The sequence below is a fragment of the Mesorhizobium sp. M1227 genome (assembly GCF_040318315.1).
GTDB lineage: Bacteria > Pseudomonadota > Alphaproteobacteria > Rhizobiales > Rhizobiaceae > Mesorhizobium.
On record NZ_JAMYLZ010000001.1, the window covers coordinates 340,706 to 358,267 of the forward strand.

Below are 17,562 nucleotides of genomic sequence, written 5' to 3' on the forward strand. Positions count from 1 at the left end.
CCTGAAGGCTCGTCCTGCGATAGAGGTCGAGATTGGCGGTAAGTCTGCCGAGCTTCGCGCTCGCTTCCTCGGGCGTCACCGTGTCGATGTCGAGCAGCAGGTCGGCGACGCCGATCCGCTTGGCAAGTTCCTTGGTCTTGAATTCATAGGCAATCGGCAGCACCGGCGTGCCGACGCAGAGCGACATGATCATCATGTGCATGCGCGTTGCGACGACGAAGTCGAAGCCTTTCACCAGTGCCATCAGTTGCTCCGGCGTGTGGAACGAAGCGTCCACGCTGACATGCTTGGCGATCTCCGGATCGAGTTCGGCAACGATAGCCCGCGCCGTCTTGGAATCATCATGGGCGTATTCCGGCACGCCCTGGCAGGTGGAGACGAAGGTGACCTCCTTGGCGTGGTCCCTGACCAGGATGGTCGCGATCGCGCGGATCGAGTCGATGTAGCGGCGCATGCCACCCTCGCCGTCGCTGACATAGTTCCAGTGACGGACGGAAATGGCGACGCGGCCGGTGACGGTCGCCGACTGGCAGGAGGCCAGAATTTTTCCGATCCTGTCAGTATCGGCCAGGGCAAAGACGGCGTCGGCCACGACGTGGCATTTGCCGGGGTCTTTCACTATGTCCACAATGTGGCCTCGCGAACGTTCGTCGCGCAGCAGGATGAGCGGGCTCCGGTCGAAGATCGGGCTCAACTCCTGGCGATTGTAAATTTTGTTGAACGGGCCGAGCGATTGCGTGAAGAAGACGGGGTCCTTGCCCAGAATCGCGTCGATCCGGAATTGATTAAGTCGCCGTTCCAGATTGTAAGTCTCGACAAGATAGGTTCCGCCTGTCGTGACCACGAGGTCGGCGTCTTTGTAGATATCGAGACCACGGCGATTGCTTGAACTGAACAAACGCCCGAGAACGCCGCGGAAGCCGAACCGCCGCAGGGCATTGAGGACGAGCCGATTGTAGATCGGCTTGAACAGGTTCTTCAGCCCGCTGCCGTATTTGTAGCGGAACAGCGATTCCGACAGCAGCTTGTGGAATTCGAGATCAGGATACTCTTTCTTCGTGTAGAGCCTCGCCGCCACCTCCGGCTGGCTGTCGAAGACGTAGAACTGGATATCGTCTAGCACGATCGTCTTGAAAACATGGCGGATCGCCAGGAGAATCGCTGCATCCCCGGTATTCAGGCAGACGGTGTTTTCAACCGCGATCTTCATGGAATGACCTCATTTCGTGAGTAGTCCCGTGCTTCCATCGACGGGTGCGAAGGGGCGGATTGCAGGCGGGTTGGCCGAAAATGCTGCACGCCAAGGATGGTCCTCGCGTCGTGATTATTGGCGCGCAGCCCGATGGCAGGCCAACGCGCGGTCCATGTGGCCCAAGCAGAGCGAGATTAACCCATCGATTTTGCAGTGCAACAAAAAACGGGGATCTTTGCTACGCTGCAACCAAAAATGTTGCGATGCAGCAAGAGCTGTACTAGCATTGTCGCGGGCGGGCCAACAGCGGTCGAGTTTTCATGCTGCATGTCTTGTACTTGGTACACGACGTCTCCGACCCGGCAGTGCGCCGGCGGATCATAATGCTCAAGGCAGGCGGCGCCCAGGTTACGCTGGCGGGCTTTCGTCGTACGGCAAGCGCAGTTGCTGATGTCGAGGGCTTGCAGCCGATCGATCTCGGCCCGACTCGTGATGGCCGATTCGCCCAACGTCTGGCCGCGATCATGAAGGCAGTTGTCTCGACCGGCTCGAAGCTGGGCTCAATGCCACGGCCCGACCTCATTGTCGCGCGCAATCTGGAAATGCTGGCGCTTGCCCGCCGCGCCAGATCGGCTTTCCAGGCAACGGTGCCGATCGTCTACGAGTGCCTGGATATCCATCGCCTGCTGCTTCGCGACGATCCACTGGGATGGGCGATGCGCGGCGCAGAACGCTTCCTGGCTAGGGATGTGAAGCTTCTGGTGACCAGCTCTCCGGCCTTCATCGCCAACTATTTCAAGCCGTTCGGGCAGATTGCCGCCCCAGTCGAACTGCTCGAAAACAAGTATTTCGAGCCAGCCGCGGCCTCGCTGGATGACCGCGCGGCGCCGGAGAACCCCGTAGCGCCGCCTTGGCGGATCGGCTGGTTCGGGGCGCTCCGCTGCCGCCGTTCCCTGGAGCTTCTGGCCGAATTTTCGCGCCGCCTCGACGGCCGCTTTGAAATCGTCCTCAGGGGCCGCCCGGCGCTGTCCGAATTTCCCGATTTCCACGGTTTCGTCGAATCGGAACCCTGGCTCTCGTTTGGCGGGCCCTACCGCAATCCCGAGGATATGGCGGCGATCTACCGCGAGGTCCACTTTTCCTGGGCCATCGACTTTTTTGAGCAGGGCCTGAACTCCGAATGGCTGCTGCCCAACCGGCTCTATGAGGGCTGCCGCTTCGGAGCCGTGCCGATTTCGATGGGAGCCACCGAAACCGGCCGGTTCCTCGACCGGCAAGGCATAGGGGTTCTTTTGCCAGAAGCCACGCCCGAGGCGCTCGAAGTCGCCGTCGGCACGATGGAGCAGCATCGGTTCGGGACATTGAGGGCGCGTGTTCTCGCCCGCAATCCGCGCACCTGGAGCTACGACCGCGCCGATTGTCGGGCGCTCGTCGAAAAGCTCCGCGGGCTGACTGCGGCTCCCGGTCCATATGCTGCCGAAGCATTGGCATAGAAGGACTGCCGATGACGCAAACCGAAATTCCATCCTGCACGATCGTGGTTCCGTGCCTGAACGAAGCGGCCCATATCGGCGCGTTGCTTCGAGAGCTCCGCCCTGCGGCCGAGAGGCTGGGCGCCGTGATCATCGTTGCCGATGGCGGCAGCACGGACGGCACCAGGACGATCGTCGCGGACATCGCCGCAAAAGATCAGCGGGTGATCCTACTGCACAATGAAAAGCGCTTGCAGAGCGCGGCAATCAATCTCGCCGTCGCCAGGTTCGGGGAAGGCGTCGACTATCTCATTCGCATCGACGCGCATGGCGGCTATCCTGCGGATTATTGCGACCGGCTGGTCGAAGAAGCGCAGGCCACCGGTGCGGATTCGGTCGTCGTCTCGATGCTGACCAGTGGCAGCGGCATGGTTCAGAAAGCAGCGGCAGCGGCGCAGAACTCCAGGCTCGGCACCGGCGGCTCCAAGCACCGGCATCTTTCGGCGGGAGAATGGGTCGATCATGGCCACCACGCACTGATACGGATATCGGCCTTCACCGCGGTCGGCGGCTATGACGAAACGTTCAGCCACAATGAGGATGCCGAACTCGACTATCGGCTCCGCCAGGCCGGTTACCGCATCTGGATGACCGGCAAGACGCAAATGGTCTACTACCCGCGTTCCTCGCTGAAGGGCCTCTATTTTCAGTATCTCGGCTATGGCCGTGGCCGGGCGAAGAACGTTCTCAAGCACCGCATGATCCCGAAGATCCGGCAGATGATGCCGCTTCTAGTGTTCCCCGTGGTTCTTCTCGCCGCCTTTTCCTTCGTCCACTGGCTGGCGGCCGTGCCGCTTTTGCTATGGGCGTCGGTCTGCCTCGGCTACGGCTTTTGGACCGCTCTCAGCCAGCGCAAAGCCGACATTGCCCTTGCTGGCGTCTCGGCAATGGTCATGCATTTCGGCTGGTCGGTCGGTTTCTGGCTGCAACTGCTCGCACCGCGACCGCAGCGCAGGGTAGCGTGATGGACCCGGTCAGGAAAAATCGAAGCATCGATATCTGCGTCTGCACATTTCGCCGGCCGGAGCTTGCCGACACGCTTCGCTCCATAGCGGCCATGGATATGCCCGCGGGATTCGACGTCGGTGTTATCATCGCGGACAACGACGATACGCCGACGGCCGAACAGATGGTGACGACGCTGGCTGCGGAGTTGAAGCTGCCGGTGACCTACCGGCACGCCCCGGCCCGAAACATCTCGATCGCGCGCAACGCTTGCCTCGATACCAGTGCGGCGGATTTCGTCGCCTTTATCGACGATGACGAGACGGCCACCGCTGGCTGGCTTGCCGAACTGGTGGCGACGGCGGAAGCAACAGGTGCTGCGACGGTGCTTGGGCCGGTGCAAGCCCGTTACCTGCCGGATGCGCCCGCCTGGATGCGCAAAGGCGATTTCCACTCGACCTTGCCGGTCTGGGTGAGCGGCGAAATCCGCACCGGCTACACCTGCAACGTCCTGCTCAGGATTGGCGCTGAGAGCCTGCGCGGCCGGCGCTTCAGCCTGGCACGTGGCCAGACCGGCGGCGAAGATACGGAATTCTTCGACCAGATGGTCAAGGCCGGCGGCCGCATCGCCTTTTCGCCGGAGGCTTGGGTCGACGAAGCGGTGCCACCTGCCAGGGCGGCATTCGACTGGCTCGGCCGCCGCCGGTTCCGCGTTGGGCAGACGCATGGTCATCTTCTGGGGCGCAACGCACACGGCCTTGCCCGGCTCAAGCAGGTCGGCATTGCCGCGGCAAAGGCCGCCTACAGTTTCCTGTCGGCAATTCCGGTCGCCATCGACCCCGTACGTCGGAACCGCAGCGTGCTTCGCGGCATTATGCATGTCGGCGTCGTCAGCGGCCTCGTCGGGGTTCGTGAAATCCGCCAATACGGCCTGTCTTCGCCGCAGCAAGGGGGCAAGCGTGCAGCCTGATGTGAGCTTCGTGATTGCCGCCTACAATGCCGAGGCGACCATCGATCGGGCGATTGCCAGCGCCGTCGCCCAGCGCAATATCAGCGTCGAGGTCATCGTCGTCGACGACAAGTCGCGCGACCGGACGCTCGACCTGGCGAGATCCTACCCCGAAGACATCGTACGCGTTGTCGCGCTTGAGCAAAACCGTGGCCCCGGCGGCGCCAGGAATGCCGGCCTTGAGCTTGCCCGCGGCAGGTGGGTCGCGGTCCTAGATTCGGACGACGCGGTCTATCCCGGGCGAATCTGCACCATGATCGAGCGCGCGGAGAAAGCGGGCGCCGAGATCGCGGTCGATAATCTGCAGGTCGTTCGCGAGGATGGCGTTGCCGAAGAGACGATGTTCCCGGCCGACTATCTGGAAGGCCTCGGTTCAATCTCGCTGGCGGATTTCATCGGCGGTAACGTCCTCTTCGAATCGAGGTTCAATCTCGGCTACCTCAAGCCGATCTTCCAGCGCCGGTTCCTGAACGAGAACGGGCTTCGTTACGATGAAAGCCTGATCATTGGCGAAGACTATATCCTCCTGGCCAGTGCTCTGGCTAAAGGCGGCAAATGCGTCGTCGAGCCGACGACGGGCTATATCTACCACATTCGCACCGGTTCCATCTCCCGGGTGCTCGAACTTCATCACGTCGAGGCGATGCGCAGGGCCGATGCCACCTTCGCCGCGACCCATTCCATGGATGCTGCGGCCGAGGCGGCGTTCGCCAGGCGCGCTCGCAGCCTGCGCCGGGCGGCATCATTCCTGTCGCTGGTCCAGCACATCAAGGCGCGGTCCCCGCTCAAGGCGATATGGACGGCGCTCAGCGATCCGGCGGCGGTTCGGCATATGAGCATGCCGATCGCCGTCCGGCTGCGAAGGGTAGCGGCACAGTTTGCCGTGGTGGCGGGGAGGTGAAGGGCTGCAGGTGAATGAAGACAGTTTCGCCGCCTGCGACAGGGTTGAAATCGATCTCCTCAGAAGGAACATGCAATGAAAAAAGTCAGGAAGGCAGTCATACCGGTGGCGGGGCTCGGAACGCGGTTCCTGCCGGCGACCAAGTCCATGCCGAAGGAAATGCTGCCGGTGGTCGACAGGCCTGTCGTGCAATATGCGGTTGACGAGGCGTTCGAGGCCGGCATCGAGCACATCGTCTTCGTCACCGGCCGCAACAAGGCGGTGATCGAGGACTATTTCGACCTGCATCCTGAACTGATCGGAACCCTGGAGCAGAGCGGCAAGAAGGCGCAACTCGAATCGCTTGAAAGCCTGCTTCCCGTCGCCGGCGCGACGAGCTTCATCCGCCAGCAGTCGCCGCAAGGCCTCGGCCATGCCGTCTGGTGCGCGCGCGAAGTCATCGGTGACGAGCCCTTCGCGTTGCTGTTGCCGGACATGGTATCCTTTGGCGGGCGCGGCTGTCTCGCCGAAGTCGCCGATCTTTATGCGCAGACTGGCGCAAACGTTATTGCCGTCGAGCGTTGCGACCCGACCGAGACCAGCAAATACGGCATTGTCGGGCGCGGCGCGGATGTCGGCACGGGCTTCGAGGTGACGGCCATGGTCGAAAAGCCGGCTCCTGCCAACGCGCCGTCGAACTTCTACATCAACGGCCGCTACATCCTGCAGCCCGAGATATTCTCGTTGCTTGCCAGCCAGCAACGCGGCGCCGGAAACGAGATCCAGCTGACCGACGCAATGGTGCGTCTCGCACAGACCCAGGCCTTCTTCGCCCAGCCTTTCGACGGCCGCATGTTCGACTGCGGTTCGAAGGAGGGTTTCATCCAGGCCAATATCGCTTTCGCGCTGGCGCGGGAGGACATGAAGGGCCCGATCTTCGAGATGCTGCAGGAATTCGTCCGGTCGCATCAGCGTCGGGAAGAAGCCGCATAATGTCCATTTTTTCGAGGCATTGTGGGTGCGGCTGATGACGCAGGACAGGCCGTTGCGCCGCGCGTAACGCGCACTGTGTCCGGCGCAAGGTTTGCACCCTATGTCCCGACCTTCGAGGCGGTAGCGCCTGCAAACTAGAATTGGACCGAAGATGAACTATGCCAATTTTCCTGTCGACAAGAGGACGCCATTGCCGGCTTCTAATGCGGCAAACGCCGAAGACTTCATCGACATCGAGCGCCTGCTTGGCATGGCCGCGCGGCAGGCGAAAGTGGTTGCCGCCTGCGCCGTCATCGGTCTCTTTCTCGGCGTGCTCTATTTGCAGACGACGCCTCCTACCTATGTGGCGACGAGCAGCGTGCTGATCGACGAAGGATTGAACAAGGTCGTCGACGACATTTCGGCGGCGTCGGTCAGCATGCAGACCGACTCCGCCGTTCTGAGCCAGATCGAAATACTACAGTCGGCCAGGCTGGCTGGGGTGGTCGTCGACAAGCTGAAGCTCGATCAGAACGACGCTTTCATGAACCCTCCGACGTCGGCCCTGTCGAAGGTTGCTGGCTTTGTGCGCGGTATCGTCCAGTCTGTCCGCCCCAAGCGCGCCGCTAGCACAACCGATGTCACTCAGCTTGATGCTGCGACGCGTGACGCGATCACCGCATCCTCATCGCCCCGTGACTACGCAATCTTCAAACTGCAGACCCAACTCGATGCCGAGCGGATCGGCCGGAGCTTTGTCATCAGCATCTCCTTCCAGGCGACGGATCCGGCGCTTGCGACCGCCATCACCAAGGCCTATGCCGATGCCTATCTAGCCGATCAACTCGATGCCAGCTTCGACGCGACCGAGCGGGCGGCGGTCTGGCTGCAAGGCAGGCTGACCGAGCTTCGTGAGAGCTCCCAGGCGGCTGCACTGGCGGTCGAAAAGTTCAGGGCCGAACACGGATTGGCCGTCAATGACGGCCAGCTGATCAGCGACAAGCAATTGTCCGATCTCAACACCCAGTTGATCGTCGCGCAGGCCGATACAGCACGTGCCGGCGCCCGCTATCAGCAGTACAAGTCGATCGTCGAAAGCGGCTCGGACAACGCGTTCAAGGACGCTGCGATATCGAACGACCAGCCGAGCAGCTCGGTCATCACGACGCTGAAGAACCGCTATCTCACCGTATCCAAGCGACAGCAGGATGTCGAAGCCAATTTCGGCCCGCAACATCCGCAGGCCGTCGCGCTCGCCAAGGAGAAGGCCGACATATCGGCGCAGATTTTCGGCGAGCTGAAGCAACTGACCGAAAGCTACCGCAACGAATACGAGGTCGCTCTGGCGCGCGAAACCGCGCTCCGCGCAAATGTCGCCTTGGCGGCTGGCAAGAGCTCCATCGACAACCAGTCGCAGGTCAAGCTGCGTGAGCTGGACCAAAAGGCGACGGCGCTGTCGACGCTCTACCAGACGTTCCTGAACCGCTATGAGGAGGCCGCCCAGCAGCAATCCTTCCCGGTCGGCAAGATCCGGGTCATCTCGGACGCGACGATGCCGCAGTCGGCCGCAACCCCCCGCACAGCCATCGTGCTGGGGCTTTCGCTGGCGCTTGGCATGATGCTGGGGGCAGGGGTTGGTGGCCTGAATGAATTCAGGGAACGCTTCTTCAGGACCGGCGAGGATGTGCGCGACCGGGTCGGCCTCAAATTCCTCGGCTACCTGCCGGTCATCGGCAAGGCTGGCAAGGATGACCAGCGCAATGGCGGTCAGCCTGACGTCAAAGTCGTTGAATCCAAGACCGCCAAGTCCTCCAAGTCCCAGCCCTCCAAAACATTGTCGGCAGCCGAAAAACGTGCGCGGATGCGGGTAACCGTCGATGCCCCGGCATCGATGTTCTCCGAGACGCTGCGCAACGCCAAGATCGCCTTCGATGTCGTCATGGAAGGCCAGGGCAGCCGGGTCATCGGCGTGGTCTCGGTGCTTCCCGGCGAGGGCAAGTCGACGGTGGCGGCCAATCTTGCCGGGCTGCTTGCCGTCAACGGATCGAAAACGCTGCTGATCGACGGCGACCTGCGCAATCCCGGCCTCAGCCGCAGCCTCGGTATGGAGGCCGAGCAGGGCCTGATGGAAGCTGTGGTGAGCGGGCAGACATGGCAGTCGGTCGGCAAGATCGACCGGCAGACCAAGCTGGCTATCATCCCGGCCGTCCTGCGTGGCCAGTTTTCGCATACCAGCGAGCTTCTGTCTTCAGCCGGCATGCGGCGTTTCATCGATAACGCCAAGGAAACCTTCGAATACATCATCGTCGATCTGCCGCCGCTCGGGCCTGTCGTCGACGCCAAGGCCTTCGCTCCGCTTGTCGACGGCTTCGTGCTGGTCACCGAATGGGGACGCACGCCGCGTGCGATGGTGCAATCCATGCTCAGCTCGGAGCCCTACATCGCCAAGAAGATCATTGGCGCGGTGCTGAACAAGGTCGAACTGAAGAAGCTGGCCAAATATGGCGCGATCGGCGGCTCGGAAAAATTCTTCGACAAATATTCGAGCTACTATCTGGAAAAATCGGAAGCGCGCACCAAGGCAGCCGCCTGAGCGACGACATCGCGCTCAGGAAAATATCAACCTGGCGCGGTTGTCGACGATCCTGAGGGCGGTCAGCTGGCCGGTTTGGAAGGCGCCGGTGTCTATGCCAAGCCGGCGTCCCTCGAGCTTCGGAGTGTCGACCGGCGTATGTCCGTGCACGACATAGCGGTCGAGAAGATGCGCAGCGTCGAAGAAGTCCGAACGGATATTCAGCAGGTCGTCCTCGTCCTGCGCGGCGAGGTCGATGCCGGGCCTGATGCCGGCATGGACGAACACGAATTTCGCCGAACAGACCATGACCGGCAGCGCGCGCATGAAGCTAATGTGGTCGGCTGGAATGACTTCCCGAATGCGCTTGTCGACCTCCTCGCTTGACCCATAGAGATCGGCCATGCGCGACGGGTCGACGCCGTAGGAAAACAGCGTTTGCAGGCCGCCTATCGCCAGCCACGACTCTCTCGAAATGATCCCGTCGACGTAGTTCAGCATCACGACTTCGTGGTTGCCGGCAAGGCAGATGCGCTGGAAATCACGGAGCGGTGGCGCCAGCAGATGATCGAGCACACGCGCCGACTGGGGTCCACGATCGACGTAGTCGCCAAGCATGATTATGAGCTTGCGCCCTTCGAAGGGCGCCGAATCGAGCACGATCTTCTGCTCCAGGGCGCGGAGTTCCTTGTAGCAGCCATGCACGTCGCCGATCGCATAGACGACTGCGCCCCGCATATCGATCTCCAGCCGCTGGCGTGCCGCGGCCTGGGGCTTTCTCGATCGCTGGAACAGGGTCACGTATGGCGTCTCGCATGGCTGTGGGTGCGTCTCGATTCCGAAACAACATGACGACACCGCGCGTGGATACCACGTCCGGCGCCGGTCGTTCCATACCGGAGCTTCGGACGCAACTCGGCTTCGGCGCCCATTACAGGCCGATGCCGCGGCGGTTCAGCGCGGCGGTGATCTCGTCGAGGATGGCCGGGTCGTCGATCGTTGCCGGCATGGCCCATTCCTCCTTGTCGGCGATCTTCTGCATGGTGCCGCGCAGGATCTTGCCGGAGCGCGTCTTCGGCAGGCGCTTGATCGTCACCACCGTCTTGAAGGCAGCGACCGGGCCGATCCGTTCGCGCACTAGGGTGACAACCTCGTTTTCGATGATGCCGGCGTCGCGGTCGACGCCGGCATTCAGCACGACGAAGCCGAGTGGAACCTGGCCTTTCATAGCATCGGCCATACCGACGACGGCGCATTCGGCGACGTCGGGATGCGCGGCCAGAATCTCCTCCATGGCGCCGGTCGATAGCCGGTGGCCGGCGACATTGATGATGTCGTCGGTGCGAGCCATGACATAGAGATAGCCGTCCTCGTCCATCATGCCGGCATCCGCGGTTTTGTAGAAGCCGGGGAACTCGTCGAGATAGGCTTGGCGAAACCGCTCGTCGGCATTCCACAGCGTCGGCAGGCAGCCGGGGGGCAACGGCAATCTCACCACGACATTGCCAAGCGTACCACGCTTGACCTCATGCCCGGCATCGTCGAGCACGCGGATGTCATAACCGGGCATCGGCACGCCGGGCGAGCCGTATTTGACCGGCAACAGGCCCAGTCCGGCGGGGTTGATGGTCATCGGCGAGCCGGTCTCGGTCTGCCACCAATGGTCGATCACCGGCAAGGTCAATTTCTGCTCCGCCCATTTGATGGTTTCGGGATCGGCGCGCTCGCCGGCGAGGAACAGCGTCCGGAATTTGGACAGGTCGTATTTCGGGACGAATTCGCCCTTCGGGTCCTGTCCTTTGATGGCGCGAAAGGCGGTTGGCGCGGTGAACAGCGCGACGACGCCATGCTCGGCGATCACACGCCAATAGGTGCCGGCATCGGGCGTGCCGACCGGCTTGCCCTCGAACAGGATCGTTGTGCAGCCATGCAGCAGCGGGCCGTAGACGATATAGGAATGGCCGACCACCCAGCCGACATCGGAAGCCGCCCAGAACACTTCGCCCGGTTTGACGCCGAACTCGTTTTCCATCGACCATTTCAGCGCGACCATATGGCCGCCATTGTCACGCACGATTCCCTTCGGCTGGCCGGTCGTGCCCGACGTGTAGATGATGTAGAGCGGATCGGTGGCAAGCACCGGAACACAGTCGACATTGGCACCCGCGGCCCGCTCCCGCGCCACGGCGTCGGCATAGTCGATATCGTGGTTTTCCCTGAGTTCGCAGCGCAGTTGGTCGCGCTGCAGGATAAGGCAGCTTTCCGGCTTGTGCCGCGACATCTCGATCGCCTTGTCGAGCAGCGGCTTATAGGCAACCACGCGCCCTGGCTCCAGGCCGCAGGAAGCGGAGATGATCAGCTTCGGCTTGGCGTCGTCGATGCGGGTGGCGAGCTCATGCGAGGCAAAGCCGCCGAAGACCACCGAATGCACGGCGCCGATCCGCGCACAGGCAAGCATGGCGAAGGCTGCTTCCGGCACCATCGGCATGTAGATGATGACGCGATCGCCTTTTTGGATGCCACGATTCTTGAGCACCGAGGTCAGCGCGATCACCTCGCGCTTCAACTCGGTATAGGTGAACTTCCTGATTGTGCCGGAAATCGCGCTGTCATGGATCAACGCGATCTGGTCGGCACGGCCGCCCGCCACATGACGATCGACGGCATTGAAGCAGGTGTTGCACGAGGCGCCAATGAACCACCTGCCATAGACGCCGGCATTGGCGTCGAACACCGTCTCAAAGGGCGAGAACCAGTCGATTTCGCCCGCGGCATCGGCCCAGAATTTTTCCGAGTCGCGTTTCCAGTCGTCATAGACCTCGTGGTAGCGTGACGCCATCCAGCTTCCTCCCCAGGAATGTTTGCTGTCCTTGAAATAGCGTATGCTGGTTTGTGTAACCATGTATTTGTGCGTTTCGTTTGCCGTCGTTCTAACTTGGCCGCAAGTGCGGGTCATGGTGGTCTGGGGGCCGGTATCGTTCGAATTTTCGGCACTAGGGGCAGGGCGCGATGAAATTGCGATATGAGCTTGGGTTTGCCGCGGTTGCGACGCTGGCGGTGGTGCTCGCTTCAGCTGCTCAGGCAGGCGACGCGGCGGCTCGGCGCGTCATCGGCTTTTCGCCAGACGGCAACTACTTCGCCTTCGAACAGTACGGCACGCTCGATGCCGGTGCTTCGGATTCGGGCTGGTCGGAGATCGACATCATCGACACGCGGACCGATGAGTTCGTCGGCGGCAAGCCGATCGTCATCGCCGACGAGACGGAGGATTCGACATTGACGCTTGCGCAGGCGAGGGCACAGGCCGCCGAACTGGCGGCGCCCTTGCTGGCCAAATATGCCATCGCGCCGCGCGGCGAGCGGACTGCCTTGGACAGGTTCACCTTTCCCGACGACATGGTCGCCTACAATGACATTGCGCGCCTCGAGCAGGTTTCGCAAAAATGGCTTTCGCCGGCCTATGACGAGCTTGGCACCATCCAGCTCGAGCAGATCCGTGCCGACAGCACGGCGGATTGTTCAGCGAGTTTCGACGCGACGCTGCAAGGCGAAACGACCGGCAAGGCGCTCGGCTTTCGCCTGACGCTGCAGGGTCAGGACGGCAAGCCGATCAAGCTGCTGCATGAGGACAAGGCGGTGCCCGGTTCGAGGAATTGCCCGACTTCCTACAGCCTGTCGGAATCTTACGCATTCACCCCGGATGGAAAACCGGGCGTGCTTGCGGTGCTCGTGCAGCGCTTCAGCCAGGGATTTGAAGGGCGCGACCGCCGTTTCATCGCCGTGACTGGCCAGGCGCACTGAGGCAACGCGCTGAGACGTAGTCCGCTACCCGAGTTTGTTGTCCCTAAAGCGGGAGGGCAGCGAGCATAAGTCCGACCCCGCCGACGATCAGCAAGGCGGCTGCCAGCACCTTTCCATGGCGCTCGAAACCCGTCGGCGCCCGATCCCAATTGTAACGCATGCTCGAACTCCCCAAACCCGCAGATTCTTTATCTTACGCAGGGTGAGGAGGGCAACCTGTCTGGCGATGCGCGGCGTTGCCGATACCGGTCTTGTCACCGACTATTTCTGGGGCATTCTCCGCCGCTACATGCCCCAGCGCAGCGCGGCCGTATGTACCGGTGCATCCCACCAAATAGCCGCCTCGTCGTCGAGCATGCTCAGCGTGATCGAACAGCCGGCCATATCGAGCGAGGTCACATAGGACCCGACCAGCGACCGGATCACCGTCACGCCGTGCTTCTCGAAGATTTTGCGGGCGCTGTTGTACATCAGATAAAGCTCCATCAACGGTGTGCCGCCAAAGCCGTTGACGAAGAGTAGCGCCTGGCCTCTGGCACCGTCGCCCAGGTCACCCAGGATTGCGGTACAGATCTCCTCGGCGATAGCATCGGCGCTTTTCAATGTGTCGCGCCGCCTCCCAGGCTCGCCGTGGATGCCGACCCCGAACTCCATCTCGCCGTCGCCGATATCGAAGGTCGGCTTGCCCGCCGCCGGCACGGTGCAACTGGTCAGCGCCACGCCCATCGAGCGCGTCGCGCCGTTGACGCGCTCGCCGAGCGCCTTCAACGGCTCCAGTGCCATGCCTTGTTCGGCCGCCGCGCCGACGATTTTCTCGACCACCAGCGTGCCGGCGACGCCGCGCCGGCCGGTGGTGTAGGACGAGTTTTCGACCGCAACGTCGTCATTGGTCACGATTTGCATCACGCCTTCCGACATTTCAGCGGCCATGTCGAAATTCATCACGTCGCCCTCGTAGTTCTTGACGATGAACAGGCAGCCGGCGCCCGTATTGACGACTTCGGCCGCCGCCATCATCTGGTCAGGCGTTGGCGAGGTGAATACCTGGCCGGGGCAGGCCGCATCCAGCATGCCGTGCCCGACGAACCCGCCATGTAGCGGCTCGTGACCCGAGCCGCCGCCGGAGATCAGCGCCACCTTGCCCGGTGTGAGCAGCTTGCGGCGGACAAATCTGTGTTCCGCGCCAAGCGCCAGGATATCGGCATGCGCGGCAACGAAGCCGTCGAGGCTCTCGGTCAGCACCGTATCGACCGAATTCAAAAATTTCTTCATGGCCGTCCTCCCGAAATAGCCCAGCGTCAGCTGCCCTTGCCGGCAATGCTGGTGATCTTCTGGATGAAATCGTTGACCGCCCGGTCGAGCGCCGCGTTCTGCTTGTCGTCGCCGAAATCGGGAACGATCAGCGAGACATGGCGTGTCTTGCGCAAGCCTGCGGCCAGCGACATCTTTCCCGGATGCGCCCGATGGTAGGCCTCAAGGAAATGATCGCGTTCGGCCGGGCTGAAATGGCAGACGGAGAAGATAGCCGGCAAATGCTTCGACGGGATCGGCGTCGAATAGGCCGGGCTGGAAATCTGCGTGACGAAGCTGCGATGCTTGCCCAGCGCATCGGCGAGGCGCTGGCGCATGCCGGACGGGCGCTGGTCGATCACCTGCGACAGGATCGTCTTGTAGGCGCGGATCGCCTCTTCGGGGCCGGATTGCGACGCCTTGTCTGCCATACCGGGGCCTAGATCGAAACGTCCGCGATGGCCGCCTTGGCCATCGCGAGTTGGGCGGGAGCGACGGAGAGGTCACGCAGGCCGGTTTCGAGCAGCGCCGGGATCGAGGCGGGGTCGCCGCCGGCATCGCCACACAGGCTGACCGGGATATTATGCTCGCGGCCGAAGGCGGCAACCGAGGCGATCAGCCGGAGCACGGCCGGATGCCTGACGGAATTCAAATGTGCGACCGACGCATTGTCGCGCGCGGCGGCCATCACGTATTGGGTCAAATCATTCGAACCGATCGAGAAGAAAGCGGCCTTGGCGAATGCCTCCGGTGCGATGGCCACCGACGGCACCTCGACCATGATGCCAAGCGGCGGCATTTTGTGCGCGATGCCGCGCGCCAAAAGGTCAGCCTGCTCCTCAGCGAACAGCGCGGTGGCGTGTTCATACTCTTCCGGAACGGCGATCATCGGGAACATCACCTTCAGATTGCCGTGCATGGCGGCACGTAGCAAGGCGCGGATCTGCACACCAAAGATCTCCGGACGCATCAGCGACAGCCTGATCCCGCGCAGGCCAAGGAATGGATTACCTTCCTCGACGGTCAGGCCCGGCACAGGTTTATCGCCGCCCGCATCGACAGTACGGATCGTCACCGGCCTGTCGCCTGCCCATTCCAGCACTCTACGGTAGGCGCGATATTGCGTCTCCTCGTCCGGCAGCGTCTTGCCGAACAGGAATTCGGTCCGCATCAGCCCGACACCGTCGCACGCCGCAGCATCGATGCGGTCGACATCGGACGGATCGGCAATATTCACCTGCACGTGGACCGCTATGCCGGTCTTCGTTGCTGCCGGCCTTGTCAAATAGGCTGCCGCTTTGTCGCGATGCGCCGCGAAAGACGACGACGATCGCCGGAATGCGTCGATCTCCACTTTCGAAGGCGCCAACACGATGCCGCCATGTTCGGCATCGAGCAGTGCGATTCCGGCAAGGTGAGCCGGCGAAGCACCGGGCCCGGCTACCCCACGCGCTACGAGCCCCAACCCCACCACCATTGGCACGCCGCGTGAGCGTGCCAGCATTGCGACATGACTTGCGGCACTTCCGGCCGTAAGTGCTATGCCGCCGCCGGCACTCCAGTCGGTTTCGAGGAAGCGCGTCGGTGCGATATCCTCGCCGTAGAAGATCGCACCTGCCGGCGCGGCAATGTCGCCGCCCCCGGCAAGCGCGCGTAGCACCTGGTCGCGTATGTCGCGCATGTCGGCCGCGCGCGCCCGGAAATAGTCCTGCTCGGATGTTTCATAGCCGGCTATCTCGGCGTCGAGCGCTTTTCGCCAAGCCACATCAGCAGCCATGCCCTCGGCAATTCGCTCAAAGGCCGGGCCGGTCAGCGCGTCGTCCTCCAGCATGGCGAGCTGGAATTCGAGGATACCGGCCGCCTCGCTGTCGCTGGTTTCCATCAATGTCGCGAGCCGGCCTGCGGCAATGGAGATGGCGGCCTCAAGCGCCGCCTTCTCGTCCGCGGCAGTCGCCTTGCGGACATAACGCACAGCAGCCTGGTCCAGATTGAACAGCGGCCCCTCGGCATAGCCGGCCGATGCCGAAATGCCCTGCAGCCTAAGCGGTTCGGGCATGGTCCTTGCCTTCGTCGAAATCGCGCCGCACCAGCTCGACCAGTGCGCCGACCGCCTCGCCGGCGCCGTCCCCTTTGGCTCTGATATGCAGGACAGTGCCTTTCGGCGCTTTCGCCGCCATCACCTTGACGATGCTCTTGGCGTCGAACCATGGCCCGTTGGCGGCGAGCGCAATCTCGACGTCGGCCGAAAACGTCTTGGCAAGCTTGGTGAACTTCACCGAAGGACGCGCATGCAGTCCCACCTCATGGGTGATCAGGACGCTGGCTTCGGCTGCTGCGGACATGCTTGTCAAAATTCCCGTTCGTTCACGACGGCGACAATTCGTGCGCCGTCGCCACCACTTCCCTGAGCGAGGCGCCGCCGGAAGCCTCGGTCGCCGCCATCACCGCGCCTTCGACGATCGGCGCATTGCAGACAATGATCTTCTGGGCGCGTGGTTCGCCGATCATCTCGACCGCCATCTCGCTATTGGTCTCGGCACCGCCGAGATCGACGAGGATCGCGACCCCCGCCTCCGACCAGGCCTTGTCGATGGCGTCCATGATCGCCTCGACATTGGTTCCCAGCCCGCCATGGCCGTTTCCCCCGCACCATGCAAGCGGCACTTCGTTGCCGACCATCTGCCGCACCATGTCGGCGGTGCCTTCGGCGACCAGCGGCGAATGCGATACGATGACGATGCCGACATTGCTCATGCGCGCCTCTCGATTGCCTCGGCTACGGCCCGCACCAGAAGCGCAGTCGAGCGTGCGCCGGCATCCATATGACCGATCGAACGGTCGCCAAGGAACGAGGCGCGCCCACGCAGCGCCTTCATCGGCACGGTCGCGTCGGCCGCGTTGTCGGCGATCTCGACGATGTCCGCTGCCGTCTTTCCCTGCAGCAGGGCCTCATGCACCGGCTGCAGCACGTCTAACATGGTTTTTTGCCCGGCCTGCGACTTGCCTCTGGCGGCAACCGCTTCGATCGCCTTGCCGAAGGCCGCCGCCAGGTCGGCGCGACCCGGCGCGGCGGAAATCTCCTTGCCGAGCGCCATGAACAGCGTGCCGAACAACGGACCGGAGGCTCCGCCGACGGTCATCACCAGTTTGGTGCCGATCGCCTTCAGCGCCTCGGGCAACGGCTTTGTCGCAAACGCGCCGGCCTCGGCCCGCACTGCCTCGAAGCCGCGTCTCATGTTGAGCCCATGGTCGCCGTCGCCGATGGCCTGGTCGAGACTGGTCAGCTCGTCGGCATGTGCGGCGATCGTGTTTGCCGCCGCCTCGATCAGCCTGGAAATATCCGCTGCCGCCATATCACCCATGCTCCTG

General features: G+C 62.6%; 15 protein-coding genes and 1 pseudogene. 7 read left to right on the forward strand and 9 right to left on the reverse strand.

What is annotated here, in order from left to right; all coding sequences use genetic code 11:
• Positions 1 to 157 precede the first annotated feature (157 nt).
• A pseudogene (locus tag NKH28_RS01590) lies at positions 158 to 1,210 on the reverse strand (polysaccharide pyruvyl transferase family protein); the annotation flags it as partial.
• A gap of 302 nt (positions 1,211 to 1,512) precedes the next feature.
• Between NKH28_RS01590 and NKH28_RS01595 the strand changes: the two are divergent.
• From NKH28_RS01595 to NKH28_RS01620, 6 genes are all read left to right on the forward strand, one after another.
• Complete coding sequence (locus NKH28_RS01595; RefSeq protein WP_352540408.1) at positions 1,513 to 2,685, forward strand: glycosyltransferase family protein; 1,173 nt, start codon at positions 1,513 to 1,515, stop codon at positions 2,683 to 2,685.
• 11 nt (positions 2,686 to 2,696) lie between these two features.
• Positions 2,697 to 3,689: a glycosyltransferase family 2 protein gene (locus NKH28_RS01600; RefSeq protein ID WP_352540409.1), complete on the forward strand. Its 993-nt coding sequence runs from the start codon at positions 2,697 to 2,699 to the stop codon at positions 3,687 to 3,689.
• Positions 3,689 to 4,639, forward strand: a complete 951-nt coding sequence (locus tag NKH28_RS01605; RefSeq protein ID WP_352540410.1) for a glycosyltransferase family 2 protein — start codon at positions 3,689 to 3,691, stop codon at positions 4,637 to 4,639. Before NKH28_RS01600 ends, NKH28_RS01605 begins: the two co-directional genes overlap by 1 nt.
• Positions 4,629 to 5,579 (forward strand): glycosyltransferase family 2 protein, encoded by a 951-nt coding sequence (locus NKH28_RS01610; protein WP_352681431.1) that lies wholly within the window; start codon positions 4,629 to 4,631, stop codon positions 5,577 to 5,579. Before NKH28_RS01605 ends, NKH28_RS01610 begins: the two co-directional genes overlap by 11 nt.
• A gap of 75 nt (positions 5,580 to 5,654) precedes the next feature.
• Positions 5,655 to 6,551 carry a UTP--glucose-1-phosphate uridylyltransferase gene (locus NKH28_RS01615; protein WP_352681429.1) on the forward strand — a complete coding sequence of 299 codons (897 nt, stop codon included), beginning with the start codon at positions 5,655 to 5,657 and terminating at the stop codon, positions 6,549 to 6,551.
• A 151-nt stretch (positions 6,552 to 6,702) separates the two neighbouring features.
• Positions 6,703 to 9,123, forward strand: a complete 2,421-nt coding sequence (locus tag NKH28_RS01620; protein ID WP_352469932.1) for a polysaccharide biosynthesis tyrosine autokinase — start codon at positions 6,703 to 6,705, stop codon at positions 9,121 to 9,123.
• Positions 9,124 to 9,138: 15 nt separating this feature from the next.
• Here the strand turns inward: NKH28_RS01620 and NKH28_RS01625 are convergent, their stop codons facing one another.
• Positions 9,139 to 9,840 carry a metallophosphoesterase family protein gene (locus NKH28_RS01625; RefSeq protein ID WP_352469933.1) on the reverse strand — a complete coding sequence of 234 codons (702 nt, stop codon included), beginning with the start codon at positions 9,838 to 9,840 and terminating at the stop codon, positions 9,139 to 9,141.
• Between the two features lie 193 nt (positions 9,841 to 10,033).
• Positions 10,034 to 11,941, reverse strand: a complete 1,908-nt coding sequence (locus tag NKH28_RS01630; RefSeq protein WP_352977588.1) for a propionyl-CoA synthetase — start codon at positions 11,939 to 11,941, stop codon at positions 10,034 to 10,036.
• A 170-nt stretch (positions 11,942 to 12,111) separates the two neighbouring features.
• On the opposite strand from NKH28_RS01630, the gene NKH28_RS01635 reads away from it, so the two are divergent.
• Complete coding sequence (locus NKH28_RS01635) at positions 12,112 to 12,903, forward strand: DUF2259 domain-containing protein (RefSeq protein WP_352454688.1); 792 nt, start codon at positions 12,112 to 12,114, stop codon at positions 12,901 to 12,903.
• A gap of 285 nt (positions 12,904 to 13,188) precedes the next feature.
• On the opposite strand, the gene dhaK is transcribed toward NKH28_RS01635, so the two are convergent.
• Genes dhaK through dhaL form a run of 6 tightly spaced genes read right to left on the reverse strand, consistent with a single transcriptional unit; the run spans position 13,189 to position 17,546 of the window.
• A complete protein-coding gene (dhaK, locus tag NKH28_RS01640; protein WP_352469935.1) occupies positions 13,189 to 14,175 on the reverse strand; it encodes a dihydroxyacetone kinase subunit DhaK in 987 nt (328 codons plus the stop codon).
• A gap of 26 nt (positions 14,176 to 14,201) precedes the next feature.
• On the reverse strand, positions 14,202 to 14,624 hold the full coding sequence (locus NKH28_RS01645) for a hypothetical protein (RefSeq protein ID WP_023676327.1): 423 nt from the start codon (positions 14,622 to 14,624) through the stop codon (positions 14,202 to 14,204).
• An 8-nt stretch (positions 14,625 to 14,632) separates the two neighbouring features.
• The gene (ptsP, locus tag NKH28_RS01650; protein ID WP_352977590.1) at positions 14,633 to 16,249 is read right to left on the reverse strand and encodes a phosphoenolpyruvate--protein phosphotransferase; all 1,617 of its coding nucleotides are present in this window, start codon (positions 16,247 to 16,249) and stop codon (positions 14,633 to 14,635) included.
• Entirely contained in the window at positions 16,233 to 16,535 is a 303-nt protein-coding gene (locus NKH28_RS01655) for an HPr family phosphocarrier protein (RefSeq protein WP_023676329.1), read from the reverse strand. The genes ptsP and NKH28_RS01655 overlap by 17 nt, the downstream gene beginning before the upstream one ends.
• A gap of 22 nt (positions 16,536 to 16,557) precedes the next feature.
• Positions 16,558 to 16,947, reverse strand: coding sequence for a dihydroxyacetone kinase phosphoryl donor subunit DhaM (gene dhaM, locus NKH28_RS01660; protein ID WP_352469937.1), 390 nt, complete (start codon positions 16,945 to 16,947; stop codon positions 16,558 to 16,560).
• Positions 16,944 to 17,546 (reverse strand): dihydroxyacetone kinase subunit DhaL, encoded by a 603-nt coding sequence (gene dhaL, locus NKH28_RS01665; protein ID WP_352469938.1) that lies wholly within the window; start codon positions 17,544 to 17,546, stop codon positions 16,944 to 16,946. Before dhaL ends, dhaM begins: the two co-directional genes overlap by 4 nt.
• Between the last annotated feature and the right edge of the window lie 16 nt (positions 17,547 to 17,562).